Genomic DNA, 21,790 nt, shown 5'->3' on the forward strand with positions numbered 1-21,790 from the left:
GTGCCGATGAGGATTGACAGCAAGCCAATGTGGTGGCTTTGTATGAATTATAATTCTAAAAACTTGACGGGAGAGGGCAGGCGCGACGCGCTTTTGCCTGAGGAGCGGGCCATGACTTACAACGCAGTGACCTGGCTGCTCGATCGCAATGTCGATGAAGGCCGCGGCGACAAGGTCGTGTTCGACGACACGGTGTCGCAAATCACCTATGGCCAGCTGCAGCAGCAGACCCGCCGCCTCGGCAACATGCTGCGCCGGCTCGGCGTCCGCCGCGAGGAGCGGGTCGCCATGATCATGCTGGATACGGTCGATTTCCCGGTCGTGTTCCTGGGCGCGATCCGCGCCGGCGTGGTGCCGGTGCCGCTCAACACGCTGCTGACATCAGAGCAATATGCCTACATCCTCGGCGACTGCCGCGCCCGCGTGCTGTTCGTCTCCGAGGCGCTGCTGCCGGTCGTGAAGGACATCATCGGCCGCATGCCCGACCTCGAACATGTCGTGGTCTCCGGCAAGGACACGCACGGCCACAAGAAGCTGTCCGACGAGATCGCGCGCGAGGGCGACGTGTTTGCCACCGCGCCGACCCATGCCGACGAGCCGGCATTCTGGCTCTATTCGTCGGGCTCGACCGGCATGCCGAAAGGCGTGCGCCATCTGCATTCCAACCTCGCCGCGACCGCGGAGACCTACGCCAAACAGGTGCTCGGTATCCGCCAGGACGATGTCGGCCTGTCGGCGGCAAAGCTGTTCTTTGCCTATGGGCTCGGCAATGCGCTGACCTTCCCGATGTCGGTCGGCGCCACCACGGTGCTCAATTCGGAGCGTCCGACGCCGGCGGTGATGTTTGCGCTGATGAACAGGTATCATCCGAGCATCTTCTTCGGCGTGCCGACGCTGTTCGCGGCGATGCTCAACGACGAGGCGACCAAGGCGCAGACCGGCGGCAATCGGCTGCGCGTCTGCACCTCGGCCGGCGAGGCGCTGCCGGAATCGGTCGGCAATGCCTGGAAGGCGCGGTTCGGCGTCGACATTCTCGACGGCGTCGGCTCGACCGAGCTCTTGCACATCTTCCTGTCGAATGCGCCCGGCGACATCAAATACGGCTCGTCCGGCCGTCCGGTGCCCGGCTACAAGGTGCGGCTGGTCAACGAGATCGGCGCCGATGTCGCCGACGGCGAGGTCGGCGAGCTCGTGGTCGATGCGCCCTCGGCCGGCGAGAGCTACTGGAATCAGCGCGCCAAGAGCCGCGCCATCTTCGAGGGCGCCTGGACTCGCACCGGCGACAAATACACGCGCGACGCTGACGGCCGTTACACCTTCTGCGGCCGCGCCGACGACATGTTCAAGGTCTCGGGCATCTGGGTCTCGCCATTCGAGGTCGAGAGCGCGCTGATCACCCATCCCGCGGTGCTCGAAGCCGCCGTGGTGCCGGAGGCCGATCCGGAAGGGCTCTTGAAGCCGAAGGCCTATGTGGTGCTGCGGCCCGGCAGCTCGGCCGATGGTCTGAATGAGGCGCTGAAGGAGCACGTCAAGCAGAAGATCGGCCCGTGGAAATATCCGCGCTGGATCGACGTGGTCGACACTCTGCCGAAGACGGCGACCGGCAAGATCCAGCGGTTCAAATTGCGCGACGGTGCGCACTAGCGTTTCCCGGCGTCGTCCCGGCCTAGTGCGCAATTGCGCACGGGAGCCGGGACCCATAACCACAGGCTTTAGTTGTTGCGCGATAGCCGTTGAACAGCATCCCTCAAAACGAAGGCCGCGGCGTATGGGTCCCGGCTTTCGCCGGGACGACGAGTGAGGAAGGCCCCACTATGCAGAATTTGAACCCCTCAGGCTTCCTCAGCATCGACGGCGCCGAGCTCGAATACCGCATGATCGGTCCAATGCCCGAGAAAGCCCCGACCATCGTGATGCTGCATGAAGGTCTCGGCTGCGTCGGGCTGTGGGGCGATTTCCCGGAGAAGCTGCAGGCGGCGACCGGGGCCGGCGTGTTCGCCTATTCGCGCGCGGGCTATGGCGCCTCGTCGCCGGCGAAGTTGCCGCGTCCGGTCGATTACATGCATCGCGAGGCGCTCGACGTACTGCCGAAGCTGCTCGATCGGATCGGCTTCCGCCGCGGCCTCTTGCTTGGGCACTCCGATGGCGGATCGATCGCGGCGATCTATGCCGGCTCGCATCAGGACCATCGCCTGCACGGGCTCGCATTGATCGCGCCGCATTTCATCGTCGAGGACATCTCGGTCAACTCGATCGCCGAGACCAAGACCGCGTATCAGACCACCAATCTGAAAGAGAAGCTGGCGCGCTGGCACAAGGATGTCGACAGCACCTTCTTTGGCTGGAACGACGCCTGGCTCGACCCAAAATTCCGCGACTGGGATATCTCCGACTATCTCGCCTATATCCGCGTCCCCGTCCTGATCGTGCAGGGCGCGGAGGATCAATACGGCACGATGCGGCAGGTCGAGATCGCCGAGGGCGAGTGCTACTGCCCGGTCGACGCCGCGGTCATCGAAGGCGCCGGCCACTCGCCGCATCGCGAGGCGCCGGCAGTGACGCTGGATTCGGTCACCGAATTCGCCAAGGCGGCACTCCGCGACGACCGGACCTTGGCGGCCTGACATTTGGTGCCGGTGCCAGGCCATTGGCCGAGCGGGCGAATTTCCCGAACATGAAACAAAATGCATGTTTTCGCGTTTTCAACTGGACCAGATCGAAAACATGCATTATTGTGCATGAGGACTGAGACGACGAACCTTCAAAACGAACAACAGATAAGGGTGGCCCATGGCTGGTGACGATCGCGTCCTTGCAGGCGGGGCGAAGTACATCGACTTCCAGACCGATCCGTCGCGTTACCGCCACTGGAAGCTCGACATCGCGGGTGACGTCGCGACGCTGACCATGGACGTCGACGAGAACGCCGGCCTGTTCGAGGGCTATCAGCTCAAGCTCAATTCCTACGACCTCGGCGTCGACATCGAGCTCGCCGATGCCGTGCAGCGGCTGCGCTTCGAGCATCCGCAAGTGAAGGTCGTGGTGATGCGCTCGGGCAAGAACCGGGTGTTCTGCGCCGGCGCCAACATCCGCATGTTGGCGGGCTCGACCCACGCCCACAAGGTCAACTTCTGCAAGTTCACCAACGAGACCCGCAATGGCCTCGAGGATTCCAGCGAGAATTCCGGCCAGAGCTTTATCACCCTCGTCAACGGCACCGCGGCCGGCGGCGGCTATGAGCTGGCGCTCGCGACCGATCACATCATGATGGCCGATGACGGCGCTGCCGCCGTCGCACTGCCGGAAGTGCCACTGCTCGCGGTGCTGCCCGGCACCGGCGGGCTTACGCGCGTCGTCGACAAGCGCAAGGTGCGCCGCGACCACGCCGACTTCTTCTGCACCATCGAGGAAGGCATCAAGGGCAAGCGCGCCGTGTCCTGGCGTCTGGTCGACGAGATCGCGCCGAACTCCAAGCTCGAGGGCAAGCTTGCCGAGCGCGTCAAGGAATTTGCAGCGAAGTCGAAGCGCAACGGCACCGGCAAGGGCATCACGCTGGCGCCGCTGACGCGCACCATCGATGACAGCGCGATCCGCTACGGCTTTGTCAGCGTCGATATCGATCGCGCCGCGCGCATCGCCACGATCTCGATCAAGGCGCCGGAAACTGCGGCGCCCGCCGATATCGACGGCATGATCGCGCAAGGGTCTGCGTTCTGGCCGCTGCAGGTCGCCCGCGAACTCGACGATGCGATCCTGCATCTGCGCATCAACGAGCTCGAGATCGCGATGCTGGTGTTCAAGAGCCATGGCGACCGCGCCAATGTCGTGTCCTACGACGGGTTCCTGGAAGCCAACAAGGCGCACTGGCTGGTCAACGAGGTCAGGCACTACTGGAAGCGCGTGCTCAAGCGCATCGACGTCACCTCGCGCACGCTGGTGACGCTGGTCGAGCCGGGCTCCTGCTTCGTCGGCACGCTCGCCGAGCTCGTGTTCGCCGCCGACCGCTCCTACATGCTGATCGGCCAGAAGCAGGGCGACAACCGCCCGCCGCCGGCGATCGAGCTGACGGCGATGAATTTCGGGCCGTATCCGATGAGCCATGGCCTGACCCGGCTGCAATCGCGCTTCCAGGCCGATCCATCGGATATCGAGCGCGCACAGGCATCGATCGGCAAGGCGCTCGACGCCGAAGAGGCCGAGGAGCTCGGTCTCGTCACCTTCGCGCTCGACGACATCGACTGGGACGACGAGGTCCGCGTGTTCTTCGAGGAGCGCACCTCATTCTCGCCCGACGGCCTCACCGGCATGGAAGCAAATCTGCGCTTCGTCGGTCCCGAGACGATGGAATCGAAGATCTTTTCCCGTCTCACCGCGTGGCAGAACTGGATCTTCCAGCGGCCCAACGCGGTCGGTGAAGACGGCGCGCTGCGGCGCTACGGCACCGGCCAGAAGGCGCAATTCGACATGACGCGCGTTTGATTTTGTGTCCCGGGCGCTGCGCGGCACGCGAGTGACGCGCTGCAGAACCGGGACTTATGTGGACCACGAATCAATGGGTCCCGGCCCTGCGGCGCACCGCTTCGCGCTGCACCGCGTCCGGGACACGAGACCCAGCAAGGAGCACGGCCATGAACATGAACATCATGAACGTCGATTACTCGACCAAGATTCCGAACAATGTGAATCTCGCCGAGGACCGCCAGGTGCTCAAGGCCCTGGAAGGCTGGCACCCCGGTTACATGGACTGGTGGAAGGACATGGGGCCGGATGGCTTCCAGGAATCGCTGGTCTATCTGCGCACCGCCTATTCGGTCGATCCGCGCGGCTGGGCCAAGTTCGATTACGTGCGCATGCCCGAATATCGCTGGGGCATTCTCCTTGCGCCACAGGAGGAAAATCGCGTCATCCCGTTCGGCGAAGATTTTGGCAAGCCGGCCTGGCAGGAAGTTCCCGGCGAGCATCGAGCGATGCTGCGCCGCCTGATCGTGATCCAGGGTGACACCGAGCCGGCCTCGGTCGAGCAGCAGCGCCATCTCGGCAAGACCGCGCCCTCGCTTTACGACATGCGCAACCTGTTCCAGGTCAATGTCGAGGAAGGCCGCCATCTCTGGGCGATGGTCTACCTCCTGCAGAAGTATTTCGGCCGCGACGGCCGCGAGGAGGCGGATGATTTGTTGCGCCGCCGCTCCGGTGACGCGGACTCCCCGCGCATGCTCGGCGCCTTCAACGAGGCGACGCCGGACTGGCTGTCGTTCTTCATGTTCACCTATTTCACCGACCGCGACGGCAAGATGCAGCTGCATTCGCTGGCGCAGTCGGGCTTCGATCCGCTGTCGCGCACCTGCCGCTTCATGCTGACCGAGGAAGCCCACCACATGTTCGTCGGCGAGACCGGCATCACCCGCGTCGTGCAGCGCACCTGCGATGCGATGCAGGAAGCCGGCATCACCGATCCGACCGACATCGCCAAGGTCCGCGCGCTCGGCGTGATCGACCTGCCGACCATCCAGAAGAAGCTGAACCTGCATTATTCGCTGTCGCTCGACCTGTTCGGCTCCGAGGTCTCGACCAACGCCGCGAATGCCTTCAATGCCGGCATCAAGGGCCGCTACAAGGAAACCACAATCGAGGACGATCACCAGCTCAAGAACTCGACCTATCCGGTCATGAAGATGGTGGATGGGCAGATCAAGATGGTCGACGAGCCGGCGCTGACCGCGCTCAACATGCGGCTGCGCGACGACTACACGCAGGATTGCGTCAAGGGCATGCTGCGCTGGAACAAGGTGATCTCGAGCGCGGGCTACGACTACAAGCTCGCGGTGCCGAACACGGTCTTCCATCGCCAGATCGGCGAGTTCAGGGACGTCCATGCCACCCCCGATGGCCTGCTGATCGACGACGCCACCTGGGCCAAGCGCAGGAACGACTGGCTGCCGTCGACCGAGGACGGCGACTTCATCGCCTCGCTGATGAAGCCGGTGACCGAGCCGGGCGAGTTCGCCTCCTGGATCTCGGCGCCCAAGGTCGGCATCGACAACAAGCCCGGCGATTTCGAGTATGTGAGGATCGAGAGCTGATTCTCTCCGGACGGAGAGAGCAGGAAAGGGGCGAGCCGAAAAGGTCCCAGGCTCGCCCCTTTTCCTCGTCGAGAGCAGTACGCTTGCTTGTGTCGTCGTGGCTTGGGATTTCGGGGTGCTGTCATGAGTGAAGAGAGTTTTCCGGGTCCGGCGCTGCGTCCGTTGCAGCTTCGGATTGGGGCGCAGACGATCGCAGGTTTCGAGAGTGGCGGCACCGGCCGCCACATCCTGCTCGTCCACGGCAATTCGTCGTCGTCGCGGATCTGGCAGAAGCAGCTTCAGGGACCGCTCGGCGCCAAATACCGGCTGGTTGCGATCGACCTTCCCGGCCATGGTGCATCGTCGCCGGCGCCCGATCCGGAGCACGGCTATTCCGGTGCGGGCTATGCGGATTGCATCGCCGCCGCCGCGCGGGAACTCAGCCTGAAGGATGCGGTCATGGTGGGCTGGAGCCTCGGCGGACACGCCGTGCTGAACGCGGCCGCATCGCTGCCGACGGCGGCCGGACTGATGATCTTCGGCACGCCGCCGATCAGCAAGGCGCCGGATGGATTTTCCGGCTTCAAGGGGCTGTCGGCCACCATCTTCACGCCGGCGCCGAGCGACGCGGAGATCGAGGAGTGGGGGCAGTCGGCCTTTGCGCCGGGCTATGCGCCCCGCCCGTCCTTCCTCGAAGCTGATTTCCGCCGCACTGACGGCAATGCGCGGGGCTATCTCGGTGCCAGCGTGCAGGCCGGCCGCTTCGCCGACGAGGTCGAGATCGTGCGCAATCTCAAGATTCCGTTCGCGATCGTGCAGGGCAGCGAGGAACAGATCGTCGATCTCGGCTATCTGCAGCGGCTGTCCGCGCCGACGCTGTGGCGCGGACAGGTTCAGGTGATCGAAGGCGCGGGCCATGCCACGCAATGGGAGCAGGCCGAAGCCTTCGACCGGACCCTCGACGCGTTTGCTTCGAGCCTTTGAGCTGACCTGTCATCACCCGCGAAAGCGGGTGATCCAGTATTCCAGAGACAGTGTCGTAAGGCACAAGACCCCCGCAGCATGCTGCCATGTCTTGGTCAAGCCGGGGCGTGACAATCAGACAATGGCGACTGCGGTCGTGACCTACCCCGCGATCTCCAGCCCCGCGGTCGCGTAGACCACGCCGCCATCGACTGCAATCGTGTTCCCGACTACGTAGTCGCCGGCGCGCGAGGCGAGGTAGATCGCCACACCCGCCATATCCTCGTCGGTGCCGACGCGCTTCGCCGGAACGCGCTTGGCGACCTCGTCGGCGTGGTCGCGCGCGGCCTTGTTCATGTCCGACTTGAAGGCGCCCGGCGCGATCGCGGTGACGTTGATGTTGTCCTTGATCAGCCGCGTCGCCATCCGCCGCGTCAGATGGATCACCGCAGCCTTGCTCGCGGCATAGGAATAGGTCTCCATCGGGTTGACGAAGATGCCGTCGATCGAGGCGATGTTGATCACCTTGCCCGGCTTGTCATGCGTCGCCGCGGCACGCAGCGGCTTGGCCAGCGCCTTGGTCAGGAAGAAGATCGACTTGACGTTGAGGTTCATTACCTTGTCCCAGCCGCTCTCCGGGAATTCGTCGAAATCGGCGCCCCATGCCGCGCCGGCATTGTTGACCAGGATGTCGAGCTTCGGCTCGCGCTTGATGATCTCGCCCGCGAGCTTTTCGCAGCCCTCGACGGTCGAGATGTCGATCGGCAGCGCGATGCACTCGCCGTCATATTCGGCAGAGAGCTCCTGGGCGGTGGCTTCGCACGGCCCGGCCTTGCGCGCGGTGATGTAGACCTTGGCGGCGCCCTGCGCGAGGAAGCCGGCCGCGATCATCTTGCCGATGCCGCGAGATCCTCCGGTGACCAGCGCGACGCGCCCCTTCAGTGAGAACAGATCCTTGAACATGTTGCCTCCCTTGCTGTGGCAAGCGTTCTGGCCGTGTTGGCGGAGCTAGTCAAGGAACCGCCGCGGCGGATGAACCTGCTGCCCGATCAATCCAAGGAATTGTCTTGATCGATATGCCCGCAGAGATCGTGCGTCGATTCGATCAAGCTTTCTTGAGATGTGATGCGTTGAACAAACGGGTCAGTCGCTTTGACGTATCGAGCACGTGGGGTGGAATTCCAGGACAAGGAGTTCCAAGAATGAAGCACATTTCATTGCCGGTGACGGGTGTGATGCCTGTCACCCTTATTCAATCGGGCCGAAGGCGGAAGGGCCTCTTCGCAGCAATCCTTGGCGCAATTCATGTCTCGCGACGGATCCAGACGCGCCGCGTTTTGAAGCAGTATCGGCATCTGATCGACCGCGCCGATCGCCACCGTACCAATCTGGAGGGCGCTCATGTCCATCGGTGAGCGGTCGACGACGCGCAAATCGATCATCCGTCTCCCTGACATCAGCGAGATCACGCTATTGATCGTCATCGCGATCGGATTTCTTGTCCTGCATTTGCTCACTGCGACGCTTTTGATGCCTGCGGCCGCAGGCGATCCGGCCGAGCCCCAGCCAGCCGCGCCGCAAGAGGTGAGGGCGGTTCACACCGACTAGCGCTCTCCCAATTCATTCATCATCACTCTCATCAACGGAGGTCCGCTCGTGGCCGACGTCACATCATTTCTCGTGCTCAGCGCGGCGGTGTTTTGCGGCGCCTTCGTATCCGGTCTCGCCGGCTTTGCCTTTTCGGCGATTGCCGGCGCTATCCTGCTGCATGCGATGCCACCCACCGAGGCGGTGCCGCTGATGATGGCCTGCAGCGTCGGCGTGCAGGGCGCCAATCTGTGGGCGCTTCGACACCACATTCAGTGGAAGGAGAGCCTGTCGCTGATATCAGGCGGACTGCTTGGCGTGCCGCTCGCGCTCTGGCTGTTGCACAACACCGATAGCCGGACCTTCCGCGAAGGCTTCGGCGTCATGGTCGCGCTCTATGCCGGCTACATGCTGTTCAGGCCCGCGATCGGCTACGGCCGGTTGCCGGAAGGGCGCAACGCGCTTGTCGGGTTTGGCGGCGGCCTGATCGGCGGGTTGACCGCGATGCCCGGCGCGCTGCCGACGATCTGGTGCGACATCCATGGCGTGCCGAAGCAGCAGCAGCGCGGTCTCGTGCAACCCTTCATCGCCGCGATGCAGATTTCCTCGCTCGTGATGCTGCTGCTGCATCGCGATCTCTCGATGAAGGTCGCCTACGACGTCGTCCTGGGCGCCCCGGCGCTGCTGGCCGGTTCGTGGCTCGGCATCTTTGCCTTCCGCAACATCAACGAGGCCAATTTCAGGCGCGTGATCCTCAGCTTGTTGCTGGCGTCGGGGCTGTTGCTGGTGATCTGAGAGCATGATCCGGAAAAGTGCGAAGCGGTTTTCCGAAGAGATCATGCTCAAACAATTTTAGGGACGTCGCTCGATTACGCCGCGTCGATGCGGCGAAAGCCGTTCCACACCGCGGTGGCGGCGCCTGAGGTCAGCACCGGCAACAGCCGCGCTTCCTGGTAATTGCCGTTCAGTGAGACGCGCTGCAAGGCGGTCATGTGGTCGGCGCTTTCGGCAAACAGCATGCCCGGCCGCGTCGTCACCGCGGTCTTGAAGCCGATCGATTTAGCGAGCGCGAATTCGCGCTGCCCGGCGGCGATCCGGTCGCCATAGGGATAGGCGAGGTGCGCGACCGGCCGCTGCAGGGCTTGCTCGATCCGCGCCCGGCTGGTCGCGAGCTCGAACGACGCGATGGTCTCGCTCTGCTTGGCGAGATTGCAATGGGTGATGGTGTGCGCGCCGATCGTGACGAGCGGATCGTCGGCAAAGCCGCGCAACTCGTCCCATGACATGCACAGCTCGCGCGCGATGCCGGCCTCGTCGACGCCATGGCGGGTGCAACGCGCTGATATCTCGGCCTGCATCTCCTGCTCGCCCGGCAGCGAACGCAGCCAGTCGTGCATGCGGCCGAAAGCGGCGCGCCTGGCCGGTGGCGTCGAGGTGTCGATCCGCGTCATCACGCCATCGATCGGCACCTCGATCGCGGACGCTGCCGATATCACCCGCTCCAGCGCGATCCACCACAGCCTGCCGCAGCCCTCGGCGAAATCGCTTGCGACATAGACCGTGAACGGCGCGCCGAACTCGCGCATGACGGGCAGCGCGAAATCGCGGTTGTCGCGATAGCCGTCGTCGAAGGTGAAGCAGGCGAAGCGCCGCGCGAAGTTCCGTTCGGTGAGACGGCGATGCGCCTCGTCCATGCTGACGACATCGACGTCGAGCGCGCGCAGGTGCGTCAGCATCGCGCGCAGGAAGTCGGGCGTAACCTCGAGATGATGGTTGGGCTGGAACGCGTCGCCGCGCCGCGGGCGGACGTGGTGCAGCATGAAGATGGCGCCGACGCCGGCGAAGATCGGCCGCAGCAAATGATGCGCGCCCGAAAAATACAACGCCTCCAGCCCGGCACGGATCACGGTGTTGCGGAGTTGTTTCATGAGGGCGCCGGCCGGCCGATTTGCATTCCGCGGCAAACTTAGCGAAAGACCACTGAAGAAACTGTTATTCCGGTCCGACATGGCGCCCCCGCCATGATGCTTGATTTGGGGTTTGACAGTCAGCCAAGGGTTTGTTTTCTCTCTGGTTCCCGAGCCCGCAGGACCCTGAATGCACGGACTTTTCAAGTGGAGTAGCAAGTGGTGGCCGGGCGTGATTCCACTGGTCGTCCTTTGGGGTATCGCGGCCTGGACCAGCACGGCAACGGTCGAAGCCGACCTTGCCGCGCGCTCTAATGCCGCACTCAAGGACACCGTGCTCGACAAGCGCCGCATCAGCGTCGACGGCCGCGACGTGACGTTTGCGGCCAACGCCTTCTCCGAGGACGGCCGCCTCAGCGCGGTGGCGTCGGTCGAGGCGGTGCCGGGCGTGCGGCTGGTCAACGACGAGACCCGTCTTGTTGCCGAGGCCAAGCCCTATGTCTGGTCCGCCGACCGCGACGTGGTGCGGGTCACGCTTGGCGGCAATGCGCCGCTGCCGTCGAGCAAGAGCAAGCTGACCGAGGCCGCGAAGGCCAGCCTCGGCGGTGTCGAGGTGGTGGATCAGATGGCGCTCGCCCGCGGCGCACCGTCGCGGTTCGACGCGGCGGCGCTGCTGCTGCTCGACCAGATCAGCAAGCTGAAGGACGGCAAGATCACGCTGACCGACAGCAAGGTTAACCTCGCCGGCATGGCGCGCGAGCTCGGCGGACGCGAAGCGGTCGCGGCCGCGCTGAAGAATCTGCCGGAAGGCTATTCGGTCGCCGCCAACGACATCAAGGCGCCGCCTTACGTGTTCCAGGCCTACAAGGACCCGGTCGCGGTGACGCTGACACTGACCGGATACGTGCCCGACAACAACGTGCATGCCGCGCTGGTCGCGGCCGCTGGCCGCAAGTTCTTCAGCGAGAAGGTGGTCGACAATCTCAAGGCCAGCCTCGGCGCGCCGTCGGGTTTCGCGGCGGCGGTGGCGCCTGCGCTCGGCGCGCTGTCGCGGCTGTCGACCGGAACGCTTGTCGTCTCGGACCGCGAGGTGAAGCTGTCGGGCGATGCGCTCTATGATGCCGCGGCCGGCCAGATCCGCGACGGGCTCGGCAAGGACTTCCCGCAGGGCTGGCAGTACAAGGCCGAGGTCACGGTCAAGCCGGCGGCGGCGCCGGTCGATCCCACAGTGTGCCAGCAGCTGTTTTCCGAGATCCTCTCGAAGGGCAAGATCCGCTTCGAATCCGGCAAGGCCGACATCGTGCCTGACTCCGCCGGTCTGCTCGACCGCCTGATCGAGACCGCGATGCGCTGCCCGAATGCGACGATCGAAGTCGTCGGCCATACCGACAGCGACGGTGAGGAAGCCGCCAACCAGGCGCTGTCGGAGCGTCGGGCGCAGGCCGTGGTCGATTACCTGGTGCGCGCCGGGCTGCCCGCCAATCGCTTCACGCCGATCGGCTATGGCAGCACGCAGCCGCTCGCCGGCAACGACAGTGAAGACGGCAAGGCGCAGAACCGCCGCATCGAATTCGTGGTGAAGTAGCGATGACCGTGCTCGCGACATTCTTCTGGGGTTGGCTGCTCGGCGCAGCGCTGCTCGGCTTCGGCATGGGCTGGATTGCGGTGGTGCATCGGGCGCAGGGCGTCTCGAAGGCCTGGATCGGCTGGCTGGCGCTGGTTGCCGCCGCGCTGGTGGCCGCGTCGTTCGCGCGGGTCATGCCCGGCCGCTTCGGTTACTGGCTCGATCTGTTCCTGGTCATGTTCGCGCTCTATCTCGTCGGCTGCGCCATCGGCTCCTGGCTGCGCGACTGGGTGGTTTCCCGCAGCAAGCCCGCGAGCTGACCCCAAACCCTTGATCCATCAGGCCTGACGAGGCCGCCACGCGCGGCGCCGGCCGCATTCATTTTACGGCTTGACATCAATACGTACGTACGTATTAAATCGTGGCGATGCCAAAACCCTCTCTCCGCGATGCCATCCTCGACGCCGGCCTGAAGCAAATGTTCCGCACCGGCTATCACGGCACCAGCGTGCGCGACGTCACCGCCGCCGCCGGCGCCCCGCAGGGCTCGTTCACCAACCATTTCCGCTCGAAAGAGCTGTTCGCCTCCGAGGTGCTCGATCGCTACTTCCTCTATGTGCGCGGCCTCGTTGCGGAAGCGCTTGATGACACCGCGCTGCCGGCGCGCGAACGGCTGCGGCGCTACCTCGATCTCATCACCGGCAAGCTTGCGCATGACGGCTTCACCCGCGGCTGCCTGATCGGCGATTTCAGCCTCGAGGCGTCAGGCTCGAGCGAGATGCTGCGCGCGCAGCTCGACGACATCTTCCGGGAATGGCGCCTGCCGTTTGCGGCCTGCATCGCCGAAGCCCAGGCCAAGCGCGAGATCGCCTCCGACTTCGATCCCGACGCGCTTGCCGATTTCCTGCTCGCATCCTGGCAGGGCGCGATGCTGCGCATGAAGGTCGAACGCAGCGGAGCGGCGCTGACGCGTTTCAAGACGATCGCATTCCAAACCGTGTTCAAGGAGTTGCCATGACCATGTCCGCCGAGATCAGCCTGCATCATCGCTCCGTGTTCGGGACCACGATGGCCTATCGCGAGACCGGACGCAGCGACGCGCCGCACGTGCTGTTCCTGCACGGCAATCCGACGTCGTCCTATATCTGGCGCAACATCATGCCGCTGGTCGCGCCGGTCGGGCACTGCATCGCGCCCGACCTGATCGGCTACGGCCAGTCCGGCAAGCCCGACATCGCCTATCGCTTCTTCGACCATGCCGACTATCTCGACGCGCTGATCGACGCGCTCGGCATCAACTCGGCGTATCTCGTCGCGCAGGATTGGGGCACGGCGCTCGCGTTCCATCTCGCGGCGCGCCGTCCGCAACTCGTGCGCGGGCTCGCTTTCATGGAGTTCATCCGCGCGATGCGGGACTGGTCCGATTTCCACCAGCACGACGCGGCGCGGGAGACGTTCAAGAAGTTCAGGACACCGGGCGAGGGCGAGGCGATGGTCCTCGACAACAATGCGTTCGTCGAACGCGTGCTGCCCGGCTCGATCCTGCGCAAGCTCAGCGAGGAGGAGATGGCGGCCTACCGCGCGCCGTTTGCGACGCGCGAGAGCCGCAGGCCGACATTGATGCTGCCGCGTGAGCTGCCGATCGCCGGCGAACCTGATGATGTCGATCAGGCGCTCACCGCAGCACATGCGTCGCTTGCGGCATCGAGCTATCCGAAGCTCTTGTTCGCGGCCTCGCCCGGGGCACTGGTGTCGCCGGCCTTCGCCGCCGAATTCGCGGCGACGCTGCAGCATTGCGCGGTCATTCAGCTCGGAGCCGGCGCGCACTATCTGCAGGAAGATCATCCGGAGGCGATCGGCCGCTCGGTCGCAGGCTGGATCGCCGGGATCGAGGCCGCGAGCGCGCAACGCCGCGCGGCATGAGTGGACGGGAGGGCACGCCATGACCGATCTCTCGATCATTTATTGCCGTCCCTGCGGTTACGAGAAGCGTGCCAGGGAGGCGGCCGCGCTGCTGCGCGAACGCTTTGGGCTCGATGCGGCGCTTGTGCCCGGCAAGGGCGGCATCTTCGAGGTCAGGCTTGACGGCAAGGTGATCGCCCGCCGCGTCAAGGGGCATTTCCCCGATGCCTCGGAAATCGTCACCGCGGTGGCGTCGGCACGGACATGACCGCGCCGCCGCTCGCGGCTTCCTCCCCGTAGTATTCCGGATGCCTCGCGGGCCGTTCGGCGGGCTAACTACCGCACGGGAATGTCAAGTCTTGTCGAAGGTGGCGAGAAACGCGCATATTTGTGCATCCGCTGTCATGAATCATCCCTAATATCTTGAAGATGCGCGTTTTATTGTCCTTCGACGAATTCCACTCCGGCTTAAAACGCGCTACACGGGGCAGGACACAGCGAAGCGCCGGCGGAGTTCGCCCGGGAGCCGTCGTCGCGGGATCGCAATTCGAGGTCTAGATGCTGGAAGCAATACGCAGGGCGATGGCGTTTCTGCGCCAGAAGCAAATCCTGCATCGGCTGGGTGTTGTGATCAGCATCGCCGTCATCGGCATCGCCTGTTACGTCCTCTATCACATGCTGCGCGGCATCGACACCAACGAGGTGCTCGAGGCCATCAAGAGCACCGAGCCGCGGCAGATCGCGCTGGCGGGGCTGTTTGTCACAGCCGGCTATTTCACGCTGACCTTCTACGATCTGTTCGCGGTGCGTGCGATCGGCCACGCCCACGTGCCCTATCGCATCAACGCGCTCGCGGCATTCACCTCGTATTCGATCGGCCACAATGTCGGCGCCAGCGTCTTCACCGGCGGCGCGGTGCGCTACCGGATCTATTCGGCCTGGGGACTGAACGCGATCGACGTCGCCAAGATCTGCTTTCTCGCCGGCCTCACCTTCTGGCTCGGCAATGCCGCGGTGCTCGGGCTCGGCATCGCCTACCACCCGGAGGCCGCCGCCAACATCGACCAGCTGCCGCCTTGGCTCAACCGCACGCTGGCGTTCGGTATCATCATCGCGCTGGTCGCCTATGTGGTCTGGGTCTGGACCCAGCCGCGGGTGGTCGGCCGCGGCCCCTGGACGGTGACCCTGCCGGGCGGTCCGCTGACGCTGCTGCAGATCGCAATCGGCATCGTCGACCTCGGCTTCTGCGCGCTGGCGATGTACGTGCTGGTGCCGGACGAGCCCAATCTCGGCTTCGTCGTGGTCGCCGTCATCTTCGTGTCGGCGACCCTGCTCGGCTTCGCCAGCCACTCCCCGGGGGGCCTTGGGGTGTTCGACGCCGCCATGCTGGTCGGCCTCTGGCAGATGGACCGCGAGGACCTGCTCGGCGGCATGCTGCTGTTCCGCCTGCTCTACTATATTGCGCCATTCGTCATATCTGTAATCTTGCTGACGTTTCGGGAGGTTATCGTCGGCGCCCGACTCAAACGGCTGCCGCAGGCTGATTCGGGTCCCCGTGCTGAGCCGCATCATGAGGCGGTTCTGGTCCGCAAGCGCGGTGACTCCGGCGTCTGATGAAGCGGCCCGATGCCTCCCGAGGGAAGGTCGATGTGACCGCGCCTGGGCGAGACATGAACCGACGGGAAGAAAGCCGCCGCGATGGCAATTGACGATTCGCATTCCTCCATCTTCTCGCCCTGGCCCGACCGGTTGCGTCATGCCGCGCTGATCCTGCTCGCCGCGGCGCTGGCGCTGAGCGTGGTGGTTTCACTCGGCGAGTTGTCGCTGGTCCGCGCCTGCGCGGTGTTCGCCTGCATCGCGGCCGCGGCGCTGGTACCATGGCGGCTGCATGATGCCGGCACCTCGCGGGAGGATGTCCGCGGGGGCAATCCGGTCGAGGCCTCGGCCGTCAGCGCCGTGGTCGCCGGCATGCCGGACCCGGCGGTGCTGCTCGATCGCGCCGGCCGCGTCATCCATCTCAACACCGCCGCGTCTGAGCTCGCGCCGGCGCTGCGCCGGAACGAACTCGCGCAATTTGCCCTGCGTTCGCCGGAGATCATCACCGCGCTGCGCGAGGCGATCGCGACCACCGAGCCGCGACGGGCCACCTACACCGACCACGTCCCGGTCGATCGCTGGATGGAACTGGTGATCACGCCGGTTCCAGTGCCGACCCAGTTCGGCGGCACCGAGAAATGCATGCTGATGACCTTCCACGACCTGACGCCGCTGCGCCGGGTCGAGGAGATGCGCGCCGACTTCGTCGCCAATGCCAGCCATGAGCTGCGCACGCCGCTCGCCGCTTTGTCCGGCTTCATCGACACCCTGCAGGGGCCGGCGCGCGATGACGCGCGGGCGCGCGAGCGGTTCCTCGGCATCATGCACACCCAGGCCATCCGCATGGCGCGGCTGATCGACGACCTGCTGTCGCTGTCGCGGGTCGAGCTGTCGGCCCATGTGCGGCCCGAGGCCTCGATCGATATCGTGCCGATCATCCGTCAGGTCGCCGACGGGCTCGAGGCGCTGGCCAGCGAGCGTCAGGTCGAAATCGACGTCGACCTGCCGCAGGCCCCGGTCACGATCGCCGGCGACCGCGAGGAACTGCTCCGCCTGTTCGAAAACCTGATCGAGAATGCCCTCAAATACGGCGCCTCCGGTGGCCGCGTCATAGTGTCGCTCAACCAGACCGCGCCGGGCACGGGCGGCGAGGGAAGCCCCGAAATCCGTGTTTTGGTACGGGATTTCGGCCCCGGCATCGCCCCGGAGCACCTGCCGCGGCTTACAGAGCGCTTCTATCGGGTCGACGTCGGCGACAGTCGTAACCAGGGCGGAACCGGCCTCGGATTATCGCTGGTGAAACATATTCTTAACCGTCATCGCGGGCGTCTTTTGATCGAGAGCGTGCCGAAAAACGGCGCGACTTTTACCGCCTGTTTTCCCCGGCCGAAGACCCCGATACCGACCCAAAGCTAAGCACTTTCAGCCGCTTAGCGCTGTCATCCAACTGTCATCCAACCTTCGTAAAAGCAGCACCGACCGCTCCTAGATGGACCGGCGTGAGCGCAATCGGGCGCGTTCGGCGCTTCGCTCACAAGATGGAGACCACCCCATGAATTTCATCAAAGCAATCGTCGCTGCCGGCTTGGTCGCCGCTTCGACGTCAGCCTTCGCTGCCGATATTACCGGCGCGGGCGCGACGTTTCCGTTCCCGATCTATTCGAAGTGGGCTGACGCCTACAAGAAGGACACCGGCAATGGCCTGAACTATCAGTCGATCGGTTCCGGCGCCGGCATCAAGCAGATCCAGGCCAAGACCGTGACCTTCGGCGCCACCGACGCGCCGCTCAAGGCCGAGCAGCTCGAGAAGGACGGCCTCGTCCAGTGGCCGATGGTGATGGGCGCGATCGTTCCGGTCGTGAACGTCGAGGGCGTCAAGCCGGGCGACCTCGTGCTGTCGGGCGAAGTGCTCGGCGACATCTACCTCGGCAAGATCACCAAGTGGAATGACGCGGCGATCGCCAAGCTCAATCCGAAGCTGACCCTGCCGGGCGACGCCATCACCGTCGTGCGCCGTTCGGACGGTTCGGGCACCACCTTCAACTTCACCGACTATCTCGCCAAGTCGAATGCCGACTGGAAGTCCAAGGTCGGTTCCGGCACCGCGGTCGAATGGCCGGTCGGCGTCGGCGCCAAGGGCAACGAAGGCGTTGCCGGCAACATCAGCCAGACCAAGAACGCGATCGGCTATGTCGAGTATGCCTACGCCAAGCAGAACAAGCTGACCTACACCGCGCTGGTCAACAAGGCCGGCAAGACCGTGCAGCCGACCATCGCCGCCTTCCAGGCCGCTGCGTCGAATGCCGACTGGGCCAAGGCTCCCGGCTACTACGTGATCCTGACCGACCAGCCGGGCGAAGCCTCCTGGCCGATCACCGCGGCGACCTTCATCCTGATGCACAAGGACTCGACCGACAAGGCGGCCTCGCAGGAAGCGCTCAAGTTCTTCAAGTACGCCTTCGAGAAGGGTGACAAGGCGGCCGAAGAGCTCGACTACATCCCGATGCCGGACTCGGTCGTCAAGCTGATCGAGAAGACCTGGTCGTCGGACATCAAGAGCTAAGTTCGATATTTCGAACACGGCCTGTGCCGCCTTCCAAGGGGGCGGCACAGGTTGAGCGACTAGACCCGGGCTCCTTCAGGGGCCCGGGTTCGCGCCCCGGGAGGCGCAAGCCGGAACGGCGCCCGGTCAAATGCGTCAGTGAAGATCGCTTCGGGGCGTAGCGGTTTGCGTGGCTTTCACATAGTAAAGAGGGGATTGGCGTGGCAGACATGGCTGTTCAGAGCGATGTGATGGAAGCCGCGGGACCTTACGATCGCGCCAAGGCCCTCAGCGCCTTCAAGCTGGGTGATCTCACCTTCTATTGGATCACCCGTATCTCCGCGATTTCGGTTCTGTTGATCCTCGGCGGCATCATCCTGTCGCTGATCGTCGGCGCCTGGCCGGCGATGAAGGAATATGGTTTCGCCTTCCTCTGGACGCAGCGCTGGGCGCCCTCGGCCGATCCGCCGGTGCTCGGCGCGCTCGGCCCGATCTACGGCACGCTGATCACCTCGGTCATCGCGATGATGATCGCGATCCCGGTCGGCATCGGTATCGCCATCTTCCTCACCGAGCTCTGCCCGCAAATGCTGCGCCGCCCGATCGGCATCGCCATCGAGCTGCTGGCCGGCATCCCCTCGATCATCTACGGCATGTGGGGCTTCTTCGTGCTGGGCCCGTTCCTGGCCAACACGTTCCAGCCCTTCATGATCCGGATCTTCGAGGGCGTGCCCGTCTTGGGTGCGGTGTTCGGAGGCCCGCCGTCCTATCTCAGCCTGTTCAACGCCGCGCTGATCCTTGCGATCATGGTGTTGCCCTTCATCACCGCGATCTCGGTCGACGTGTTCAAGACCGTGCCGCCGGTCCTGAAGGAGGCCGCCTACGGCATGGGCTGCACCACCTGGGAAGTCGTCCGCAGCGTCGTGATCCCCTACACCCGGGTCGGCGTGATCGGCGGCGTCATGCTGGCGCTCGGCCGCGCACTCGGCGAGACCATGGCGGTGACCTTCATCATCGGCAACTCGTTCCGCATCTCGTCGTCGATCTTCGCGCCGGGCACCACGATCTCGGCCGCGATCGCCTCCGAATTCGCCGAGAGCGACGGCCTGCACCAGTCCGGCCTGATCCTGCTCGGCTTGCTGCTGTTCGTGCTGACCTTCTTCGTGCTCGCCGGCGCGCGATTGATGCTGATGCGGCTTGAAACGAAGGCGGGGAAGTAACGCCATGAACCCGATCTACAAATCCCGCCGCCGCAGCGACATCGTCATCCGCGCACTCTGCGTCGGCGCGGCGTTGTTCGGCGTCACCTGGCTGGCGCTGATCCTGTTCACTCTGCTCTACAACGGCCTCGCCGGCCTCAGCGTGCAGCTGTTCACCCAGAACACGCCGCCGCCCGGCTCGACCGAAGGCGGTCTGCTCAACGCCATCGTCGGCTCGGTCATCATGACCGTGATCGGCGTCGGTATCGGTGCGCCGCTCGGCCTGTTCGCCGGCACCTACCTCGCCGAATACGGCAAGAACGACAAGCTCACCTCGGTGATCCGCTTCATCAACGACATCCTGCTCAGCGCGCCCTCGATCATCATCGGCCTGTTCATCTATGGCGCGGTGGTGGTGCCGATGCGCGGCTTCTCGGCGATCGCAGGCGCGCTCGCGCTCGCTGTGATCGTGATCCCGGTGGTGCTGCGCACCACCGAGGACATGCTGCTGCTGGTGCCCAATCCGCTGCGCGAGGCAGCCTCCGCGCTCGGCCTGCCGCGCTCGCTGGTGATCAAGCGGATCGCTTATCGTGCAGCGCGATCCGGTCTGATCACCGGCGTGCTGCTGGCGACCGCCCGCGTTGCCGGCGAAACCGCGCCGCTGCTGTTCACCGCGCTGTCGAACCAGTTCTTCAGCTGGGATTTGACCAAGACGATGGCCAACCTGCCGGTGACCATCAACAATTTCGTGCAGAGTCCCTACGCCTACTGGAAAGAGCTGGCGTGGAGCGGTGCGCTGCTCATCACATTCACTGTGCTCGCGCTGAACATCGGCGCGCGCATCCTTGGTGCCGAAAGGGCCGCAAAATGACCGAGCTTTCCGTCTCCACGACTGTCGCGAGCCACGTTCCCCAGGTGCCGCTGCCGGAAGCGCCGCCGAAAGTCACGGTGCGCAACCTCAACTTCTATTACGGCGAGCACCACGCGCTGAAGAACATCAACCTGACGCTCGGCACCAACCGCGTCACGGCGTTCATCGGCCCGTCCGGCTGCGGCAAGTCGACCCTGCTGCGCATCTTCAACCGGATGTACGATCTCTATCCGGGTCAGCGCGCGGTCGGCCAGCTGATGCTGGACCAGACCAACATTCTCGATCCCAAGCTCGACCTCAATCTGCTGCGTGCGCGGGTCGGCATGGTGTTCCAGAAGCCGACGCCGTTCCCGATGACGATCTACGAGAACATCGCCTTCGGCATCCGCCTCTACGAGAAGATCTCGAAGTCCGAGATGGACGACCGGGTCGAGAAGGCGCTCCGCGGCGGCGCGCTGTGGAACGAGGTCAAGGACAAGCTGAACGCTTCCGGCCTGTCGCTCTCCGGCGGCCAGCAGCAGCGGCTGTGCATCGCGCGCACCGTGGCGGTGCGTCCCGAGGTGATCCTGTTCGACGAGCCGTGCTCGGCGCTCGACCCGATCTCGACCGCCAAGGTCGAGGAGCTGATCCAGGAGCTCTCCGAGGATTACACGATCGCGATCGTCACCCACAACATGCAGCAGGCGGCGCGCGTCTCCGACAAGACCGCCTTCATGTATCTCGGCGAGCTGATCGAGTTCGACGACACCAACAAGATCTTCACCTCGCCGAGCGATCGACGCACGCAGGACTACATCACCGGCCGGTTCGGCTGAGGAGACAAGCGATGGCTTCTGAACATACCGCCAAGGCATTCGACAGCGACCTGCAGGAGTTGACCCGCCTGGTCGCCGAGATGGGCGGCCTCGTCGAGCGCATGATCACCGAGTCGGTCGACGCGCTGATCCGCCGCGACGTCGCGCTGGGCAAGCGCGTGGTCGCCGCCGACATCGAGATCGACAATCTGCAGCGCGTCATCGAAGAGCGCGCGGTGCTGACGATCGCTCGCCGCCAGCCGATGGCGATCGACCTGCGCGAGATCGTCAGCGCGATGCGCGTCGCGACTGACCTCGAGCGGATCGGCGACCTCGCCAAGAACATGGGCAAGCGCGTCGCGGCGCTGGAGAGCGATTTCCAGCCGCTGAAGCTGATCCGCGGCCTCGAGCACATGACCGACCTCGTGCTGTCGCAGGTCAAGTCGGTGCTCGACGCCTATGCCGCGCACGATCTGCCGGCGGCGATGAACGTCTGGAAGGGCGACGAGGAGGTCGATGCGATCTGCACCTCGCTGTTCCGCGAACTGCTCACCTACATGATGGAGGATCCGCGCAACATCTCGTTCTGCATCCATCTGATGTTCTGCGCCAAGAACATCGAGCGGATCGGCGACCACGCCACCAATATCGCCGAGACCGTGTTCTACATGATCGAGGGCCAGCAGATCACCGACAAGCGTCCGAAGGGCGATATGACCAATTTCGCCACCACGGTGCCGGGCAACTAGGGCATGATCCGCATCGGCGGAACCGGATTGTCGTCGCGACAAACCGTTTCCCACGGG

22 protein-coding genes are annotated in these 21,790 nt (G+C 64.6%); 20 read left to right on the forward strand and 2 right to left on the reverse strand.

Annotation, left to right across the window (positions count from 1 at the left end):
• Positions 1 to 111: 111 nt before the first annotated feature.
• From G6P99_RS05230 to G6P99_RS05250, 5 genes are all read left to right on the forward strand, one after another.
• Positions 112 to 1,644, forward strand: coding sequence for a benzoate-CoA ligase family protein (locus G6P99_RS05230; RefSeq protein WP_165127494.1), 1,533 nt, complete (start codon positions 112 to 114; stop codon positions 1,642 to 1,644).
• Positions 1,645 to 1,814: 170 nt separating this feature from the next.
• Positions 1,815 to 2,624 carry an alpha/beta fold hydrolase gene (locus G6P99_RS05235; protein ID WP_029082918.1) on the forward strand — a complete coding sequence of 270 codons (810 nt, stop codon included), beginning with the start codon at positions 1,815 to 1,817 and terminating at the stop codon, positions 2,622 to 2,624.
• Positions 2,625 to 2,790: 166 nt separating this feature from the next.
• Positions 2,791 to 4,479 (forward strand): 2,3-epoxybenzoyl-CoA dihydrolase, encoded by a 1,689-nt coding sequence (gene boxC, locus G6P99_RS05240; RefSeq protein ID WP_029082917.1) that lies wholly within the window; start codon positions 2,791 to 2,793, stop codon positions 4,477 to 4,479.
• Positions 4,480 to 4,628: 149 nt separating this feature from the next.
• The gene (gene boxB, locus G6P99_RS05245; protein ID WP_029082916.1) at positions 4,629 to 6,080 is read left to right on the forward strand and encodes a benzoyl-CoA 2,3-epoxidase subunit BoxB; all 1,452 of its coding nucleotides are present in this window, start codon (positions 4,629 to 4,631) and stop codon (positions 6,078 to 6,080) included.
• A 123-nt stretch (positions 6,081 to 6,203) separates the two neighbouring features.
• The gene (locus G6P99_RS05250) at positions 6,204 to 7,043 is read left to right on the forward strand and encodes an alpha/beta fold hydrolase (RefSeq protein ID WP_051346516.1); all 840 of its coding nucleotides are present in this window, start codon (positions 6,204 to 6,206) and stop codon (positions 7,041 to 7,043) included.
• A gap of 141 nt (positions 7,044 to 7,184) precedes the next feature.
• Here the strand turns inward: G6P99_RS05250 and G6P99_RS05255 are convergent, their stop codons facing one another.
• Positions 7,185 to 7,985: an SDR family NAD(P)-dependent oxidoreductase gene (locus G6P99_RS05255; RefSeq protein WP_165127496.1), complete on the reverse strand. Its 801-nt coding sequence runs from the start codon at positions 7,983 to 7,985 to the stop codon at positions 7,185 to 7,187.
• 239 nt (positions 7,986 to 8,224) lie between these two features.
• Here G6P99_RS05255 and G6P99_RS05260 point away from each other — a divergent pair, with 239 nt between their 5' ends.
• Genes G6P99_RS05260 through G6P99_RS05270 form a run of 3 tightly spaced genes read left to right on the forward strand, consistent with a single transcriptional unit; the run spans position 8,225 to position 9,404 of the window.
• Entirely contained in the window at positions 8,225 to 8,437 is a 213-nt protein-coding gene (locus G6P99_RS05260) for a hypothetical protein (protein WP_156928758.1), read from the forward strand.
• Positions 8,424 to 8,630: a hypothetical protein gene (locus tag G6P99_RS05265; protein ID WP_029082912.1), complete on the forward strand. Its 207-nt coding sequence runs from the start codon at positions 8,424 to 8,426 to the stop codon at positions 8,628 to 8,630. Before G6P99_RS05260 ends, G6P99_RS05265 begins: the two co-directional genes overlap by 14 nt.
• Positions 8,631 to 8,678: 48 nt before the next feature.
• Positions 8,679 to 9,404, forward strand: a complete 726-nt coding sequence (locus G6P99_RS05270; protein WP_029079908.1) for a sulfite exporter TauE/SafE family protein — start codon at positions 8,679 to 8,681, stop codon at positions 9,402 to 9,404.
• Between the two features lie 74 nt (positions 9,405 to 9,478).
• On the opposite strand, the gene G6P99_RS05275 is transcribed toward G6P99_RS05270, so the two are convergent.
• Positions 9,479 to 10,537: a polysaccharide deacetylase family protein gene (locus G6P99_RS05275; RefSeq protein ID WP_029079907.1), complete on the reverse strand. Its 1,059-nt coding sequence runs from the start codon at positions 10,535 to 10,537 to the stop codon at positions 9,479 to 9,481.
• Positions 10,538 to 10,706: 169 nt separating this feature from the next.
• On the opposite strand from G6P99_RS05275, the gene G6P99_RS05280 reads away from it, so the two are divergent.
• The 12 genes from G6P99_RS05280 to phoU all read left to right on the forward strand — a co-directional run bounded on the left by G6P99_RS05280 (position 10,707) and on the right by phoU (position 21,733).
• On the forward strand, positions 10,707 to 12,101 hold the full coding sequence (locus tag G6P99_RS05280) for an OmpA family protein (protein ID WP_165127498.1): 1,395 nt from the start codon (positions 10,707 to 10,709) through the stop codon (positions 12,099 to 12,101).
• A 2-nt stretch (positions 12,102 to 12,103) separates the two neighbouring features.
• Complete coding sequence (locus G6P99_RS05285) at positions 12,104 to 12,400, forward strand: hypothetical protein (protein WP_029079905.1); 297 nt, start codon at positions 12,104 to 12,106, stop codon at positions 12,398 to 12,400.
• 107 nt (positions 12,401 to 12,507) lie between these two features.
• Positions 12,508 to 13,098 (forward strand): TetR/AcrR family transcriptional regulator, encoded by a 591-nt coding sequence (locus tag G6P99_RS05290; protein WP_029079904.1) that lies wholly within the window; start codon positions 12,508 to 12,510, stop codon positions 13,096 to 13,098.
• On the forward strand, positions 13,095 to 14,003 hold the full coding sequence (locus G6P99_RS05295; protein WP_029079903.1) for a haloalkane dehalogenase: 909 nt from the start codon (positions 13,095 to 13,097) through the stop codon (positions 14,001 to 14,003). The genes G6P99_RS05290 and G6P99_RS05295 overlap by 4 nt, the downstream gene beginning before the upstream one ends.
• Before the next feature lie 19 nt (positions 14,004 to 14,022).
• Entirely contained in the window at positions 14,023 to 14,250 is a 228-nt protein-coding gene (locus G6P99_RS05300; RefSeq protein WP_029079902.1) for a SelT/SelW/SelH family protein, read from the forward strand.
• Positions 14,251 to 14,540: 290 nt separating this feature from the next.
• A complete protein-coding gene (locus G6P99_RS05305) occupies positions 14,541 to 15,596 on the forward strand; it encodes a lysylphosphatidylglycerol synthase domain-containing protein (RefSeq protein WP_224741319.1) in 1,056 nt (351 codons plus the stop codon).
• 84 nt (positions 15,597 to 15,680) lie between these two features.
• Positions 15,681 to 16,994 carry an ATP-binding protein gene (locus G6P99_RS05310; RefSeq protein WP_029079900.1) on the forward strand — a complete coding sequence of 438 codons (1,314 nt, stop codon included), beginning with the start codon at positions 15,681 to 15,683 and terminating at the stop codon, positions 16,992 to 16,994.
• A gap of 136 nt (positions 16,995 to 17,130) precedes the next feature.
• Positions 17,131 to 18,141 carry a phosphate ABC transporter substrate-binding protein PstS gene (gene pstS / locus G6P99_RS05315; RefSeq protein ID WP_029079899.1) on the forward strand — a complete coding sequence of 337 codons (1,011 nt, stop codon included), beginning with the start codon at positions 17,131 to 17,133 and terminating at the stop codon, positions 18,139 to 18,141.
• 209 nt (positions 18,142 to 18,350) lie between these two features.
• Positions 18,351 to 19,340 carry a phosphate ABC transporter permease subunit PstC gene (gene pstC, locus G6P99_RS05320; protein WP_029079898.1) on the forward strand — a complete coding sequence of 330 codons (990 nt, stop codon included), beginning with the start codon at positions 18,351 to 18,353 and terminating at the stop codon, positions 19,338 to 19,340.
• Positions 19,341 to 19,344: 4 nt separating this feature from the next.
• Positions 19,345 to 20,190 (forward strand): phosphate ABC transporter permease PstA, encoded by an 846-nt coding sequence (pstA, locus tag G6P99_RS05325; protein WP_051346119.1) that lies wholly within the window; start codon positions 19,345 to 19,347, stop codon positions 20,188 to 20,190.
• Positions 20,187 to 21,005: a phosphate ABC transporter ATP-binding protein PstB gene (gene pstB / locus G6P99_RS05330; RefSeq protein ID WP_029079896.1), complete on the forward strand. Its 819-nt coding sequence runs from the start codon at positions 20,187 to 20,189 to the stop codon at positions 21,003 to 21,005. The genes pstA and pstB overlap by 4 nt, the downstream gene beginning before the upstream one ends.
• A gap of 11 nt (positions 21,006 to 21,016) precedes the next feature.
• Complete coding sequence (phoU, locus tag G6P99_RS05335) at positions 21,017 to 21,733, forward strand: phosphate signaling complex protein PhoU (RefSeq protein WP_024578984.1); 717 nt, start codon at positions 21,017 to 21,019, stop codon at positions 21,731 to 21,733.
• Positions 21,734 to 21,790: the final 57 nt, after the last annotated feature.

Source organism: Bradyrhizobium sp. 6(2017) (assembly GCF_011058295.2).
GTDB lineage: Bacteria > Pseudomonadota > Alphaproteobacteria > Rhizobiales > Xanthobacteraceae > Bradyrhizobium > Bradyrhizobium septentrionale.

What these genes read in the sequence shown, in the direction of transcription:
- G6P99_RS05300 (WP_029079902.1), top strand. Translation starts at nt 14,023, where the DNA reads ATGACCGATCTCTCGATCATTTATTGCCGTCCCTGCGGTTACGAGAAG.
- G6P99_RS05290 (WP_029079904.1), top strand. Translation starts at nt 12,508, where the DNA reads ATGCCAAAACCCTCTCTCCGCGATGCCATCCTCGACGCCGGCCTGAAG.
- G6P99_RS05235 (WP_029082918.1), top strand. Translation starts at nt 1,815, where the DNA reads ATGCAGAATTTGAACCCCTCAGGCTTCCTCAGCATCGACGGCGCCGAG.
- G6P99_RS05230 (WP_165127494.1), top strand. Translation starts at nt 112, where the DNA reads ATGACTTACAACGCAGTGACCTGGCTGCTCGATCGCAATGTCGATGAA.
- G6P99_RS05280 (WP_165127498.1), top strand. Translation starts at nt 10,707, where the DNA reads ATGCACGGACTTTTCAAGTGGAGTAGCAAGTGGTGGCCGGGCGTGATT.
- G6P99_RS05260 (WP_156928758.1), top strand. Translation starts at nt 8,225, where the DNA reads ATGAAGCACATTTCATTGCCGGTGACGGGTGTGATGCCTGTCACCCTT.
- pstA (WP_051346119.1), top strand. Translation starts at nt 19,345, where the DNA reads ATGAACCCGATCTACAAATCCCGCCGCCGCAGCGACATCGTCATCCGC.
- G6P99_RS05275 (WP_029079907.1), bottom strand. Translation starts at nt 10,537, where the DNA reads ATGAAACAACTCCGCAACACCGTGATCCGTGCCGGGCTGGAGGCGTTG.
- G6P99_RS05285 (WP_029079905.1), top strand. Translation starts at nt 12,104, where the DNA reads ATGACCGTGCTCGCGACATTCTTCTGGGGTTGGCTGCTCGGCGCAGCG.
- pstC (WP_029079898.1), top strand. Translation starts at nt 18,351, where the DNA reads ATGGCTGTTCAGAGCGATGTGATGGAAGCCGCGGGACCTTACGATCGC.
- pstS (WP_029079899.1), top strand. Translation starts at nt 17,131, where the DNA reads ATGAATTTCATCAAAGCAATCGTCGCTGCCGGCTTGGTCGCCGCTTCG.
- G6P99_RS05265 (WP_029082912.1), top strand. Translation starts at nt 8,424, where the DNA reads ATGTCCATCGGTGAGCGGTCGACGACGCGCAAATCGATCATCCGTCTC.
- G6P99_RS05255 (WP_165127496.1), bottom strand. Translation starts at nt 7,985, where the DNA reads ATGTTCAAGGATCTGTTCTCACTGAAGGGGCGCGTCGCGCTGGTCACC.
- G6P99_RS05310 (WP_029079900.1), top strand. Translation starts at nt 15,681, where the DNA reads ATGGCAATTGACGATTCGCATTCCTCCATCTTCTCGCCCTGGCCCGAC.
- G6P99_RS05250 (WP_051346516.1), top strand. Translation starts at nt 6,204, where the DNA reads ATGAGTGAAGAGAGTTTTCCGGGTCCGGCGCTGCGTCCGTTGCAGCTT.
- pstB (WP_029079896.1), top strand. Translation starts at nt 20,187, where the DNA reads ATGACCGAGCTTTCCGTCTCCACGACTGTCGCGAGCCACGTTCCCCAG.
- phoU (WP_024578984.1), top strand. Translation starts at nt 21,017, where the DNA reads ATGGCTTCTGAACATACCGCCAAGGCATTCGACAGCGACCTGCAGGAG.
- boxC (WP_029082917.1), top strand. Translation starts at nt 2,791, where the DNA reads ATGGCTGGTGACGATCGCGTCCTTGCAGGCGGGGCGAAGTACATCGAC.
- G6P99_RS05295 (WP_029079903.1), top strand. Translation starts at nt 13,095, where the DNA reads ATGACCATGTCCGCCGAGATCAGCCTGCATCATCGCTCCGTGTTCGGG.
- G6P99_RS05305 (WP_224741319.1), top strand. Translation starts at nt 14,541, where the DNA reads ATGCTGGAAGCAATACGCAGGGCGATGGCGTTTCTGCGCCAGAAGCAA.
- boxB (WP_029082916.1), top strand. Translation starts at nt 4,629, where the DNA reads ATGAACATGAACATCATGAACGTCGATTACTCGACCAAGATTCCGAAC.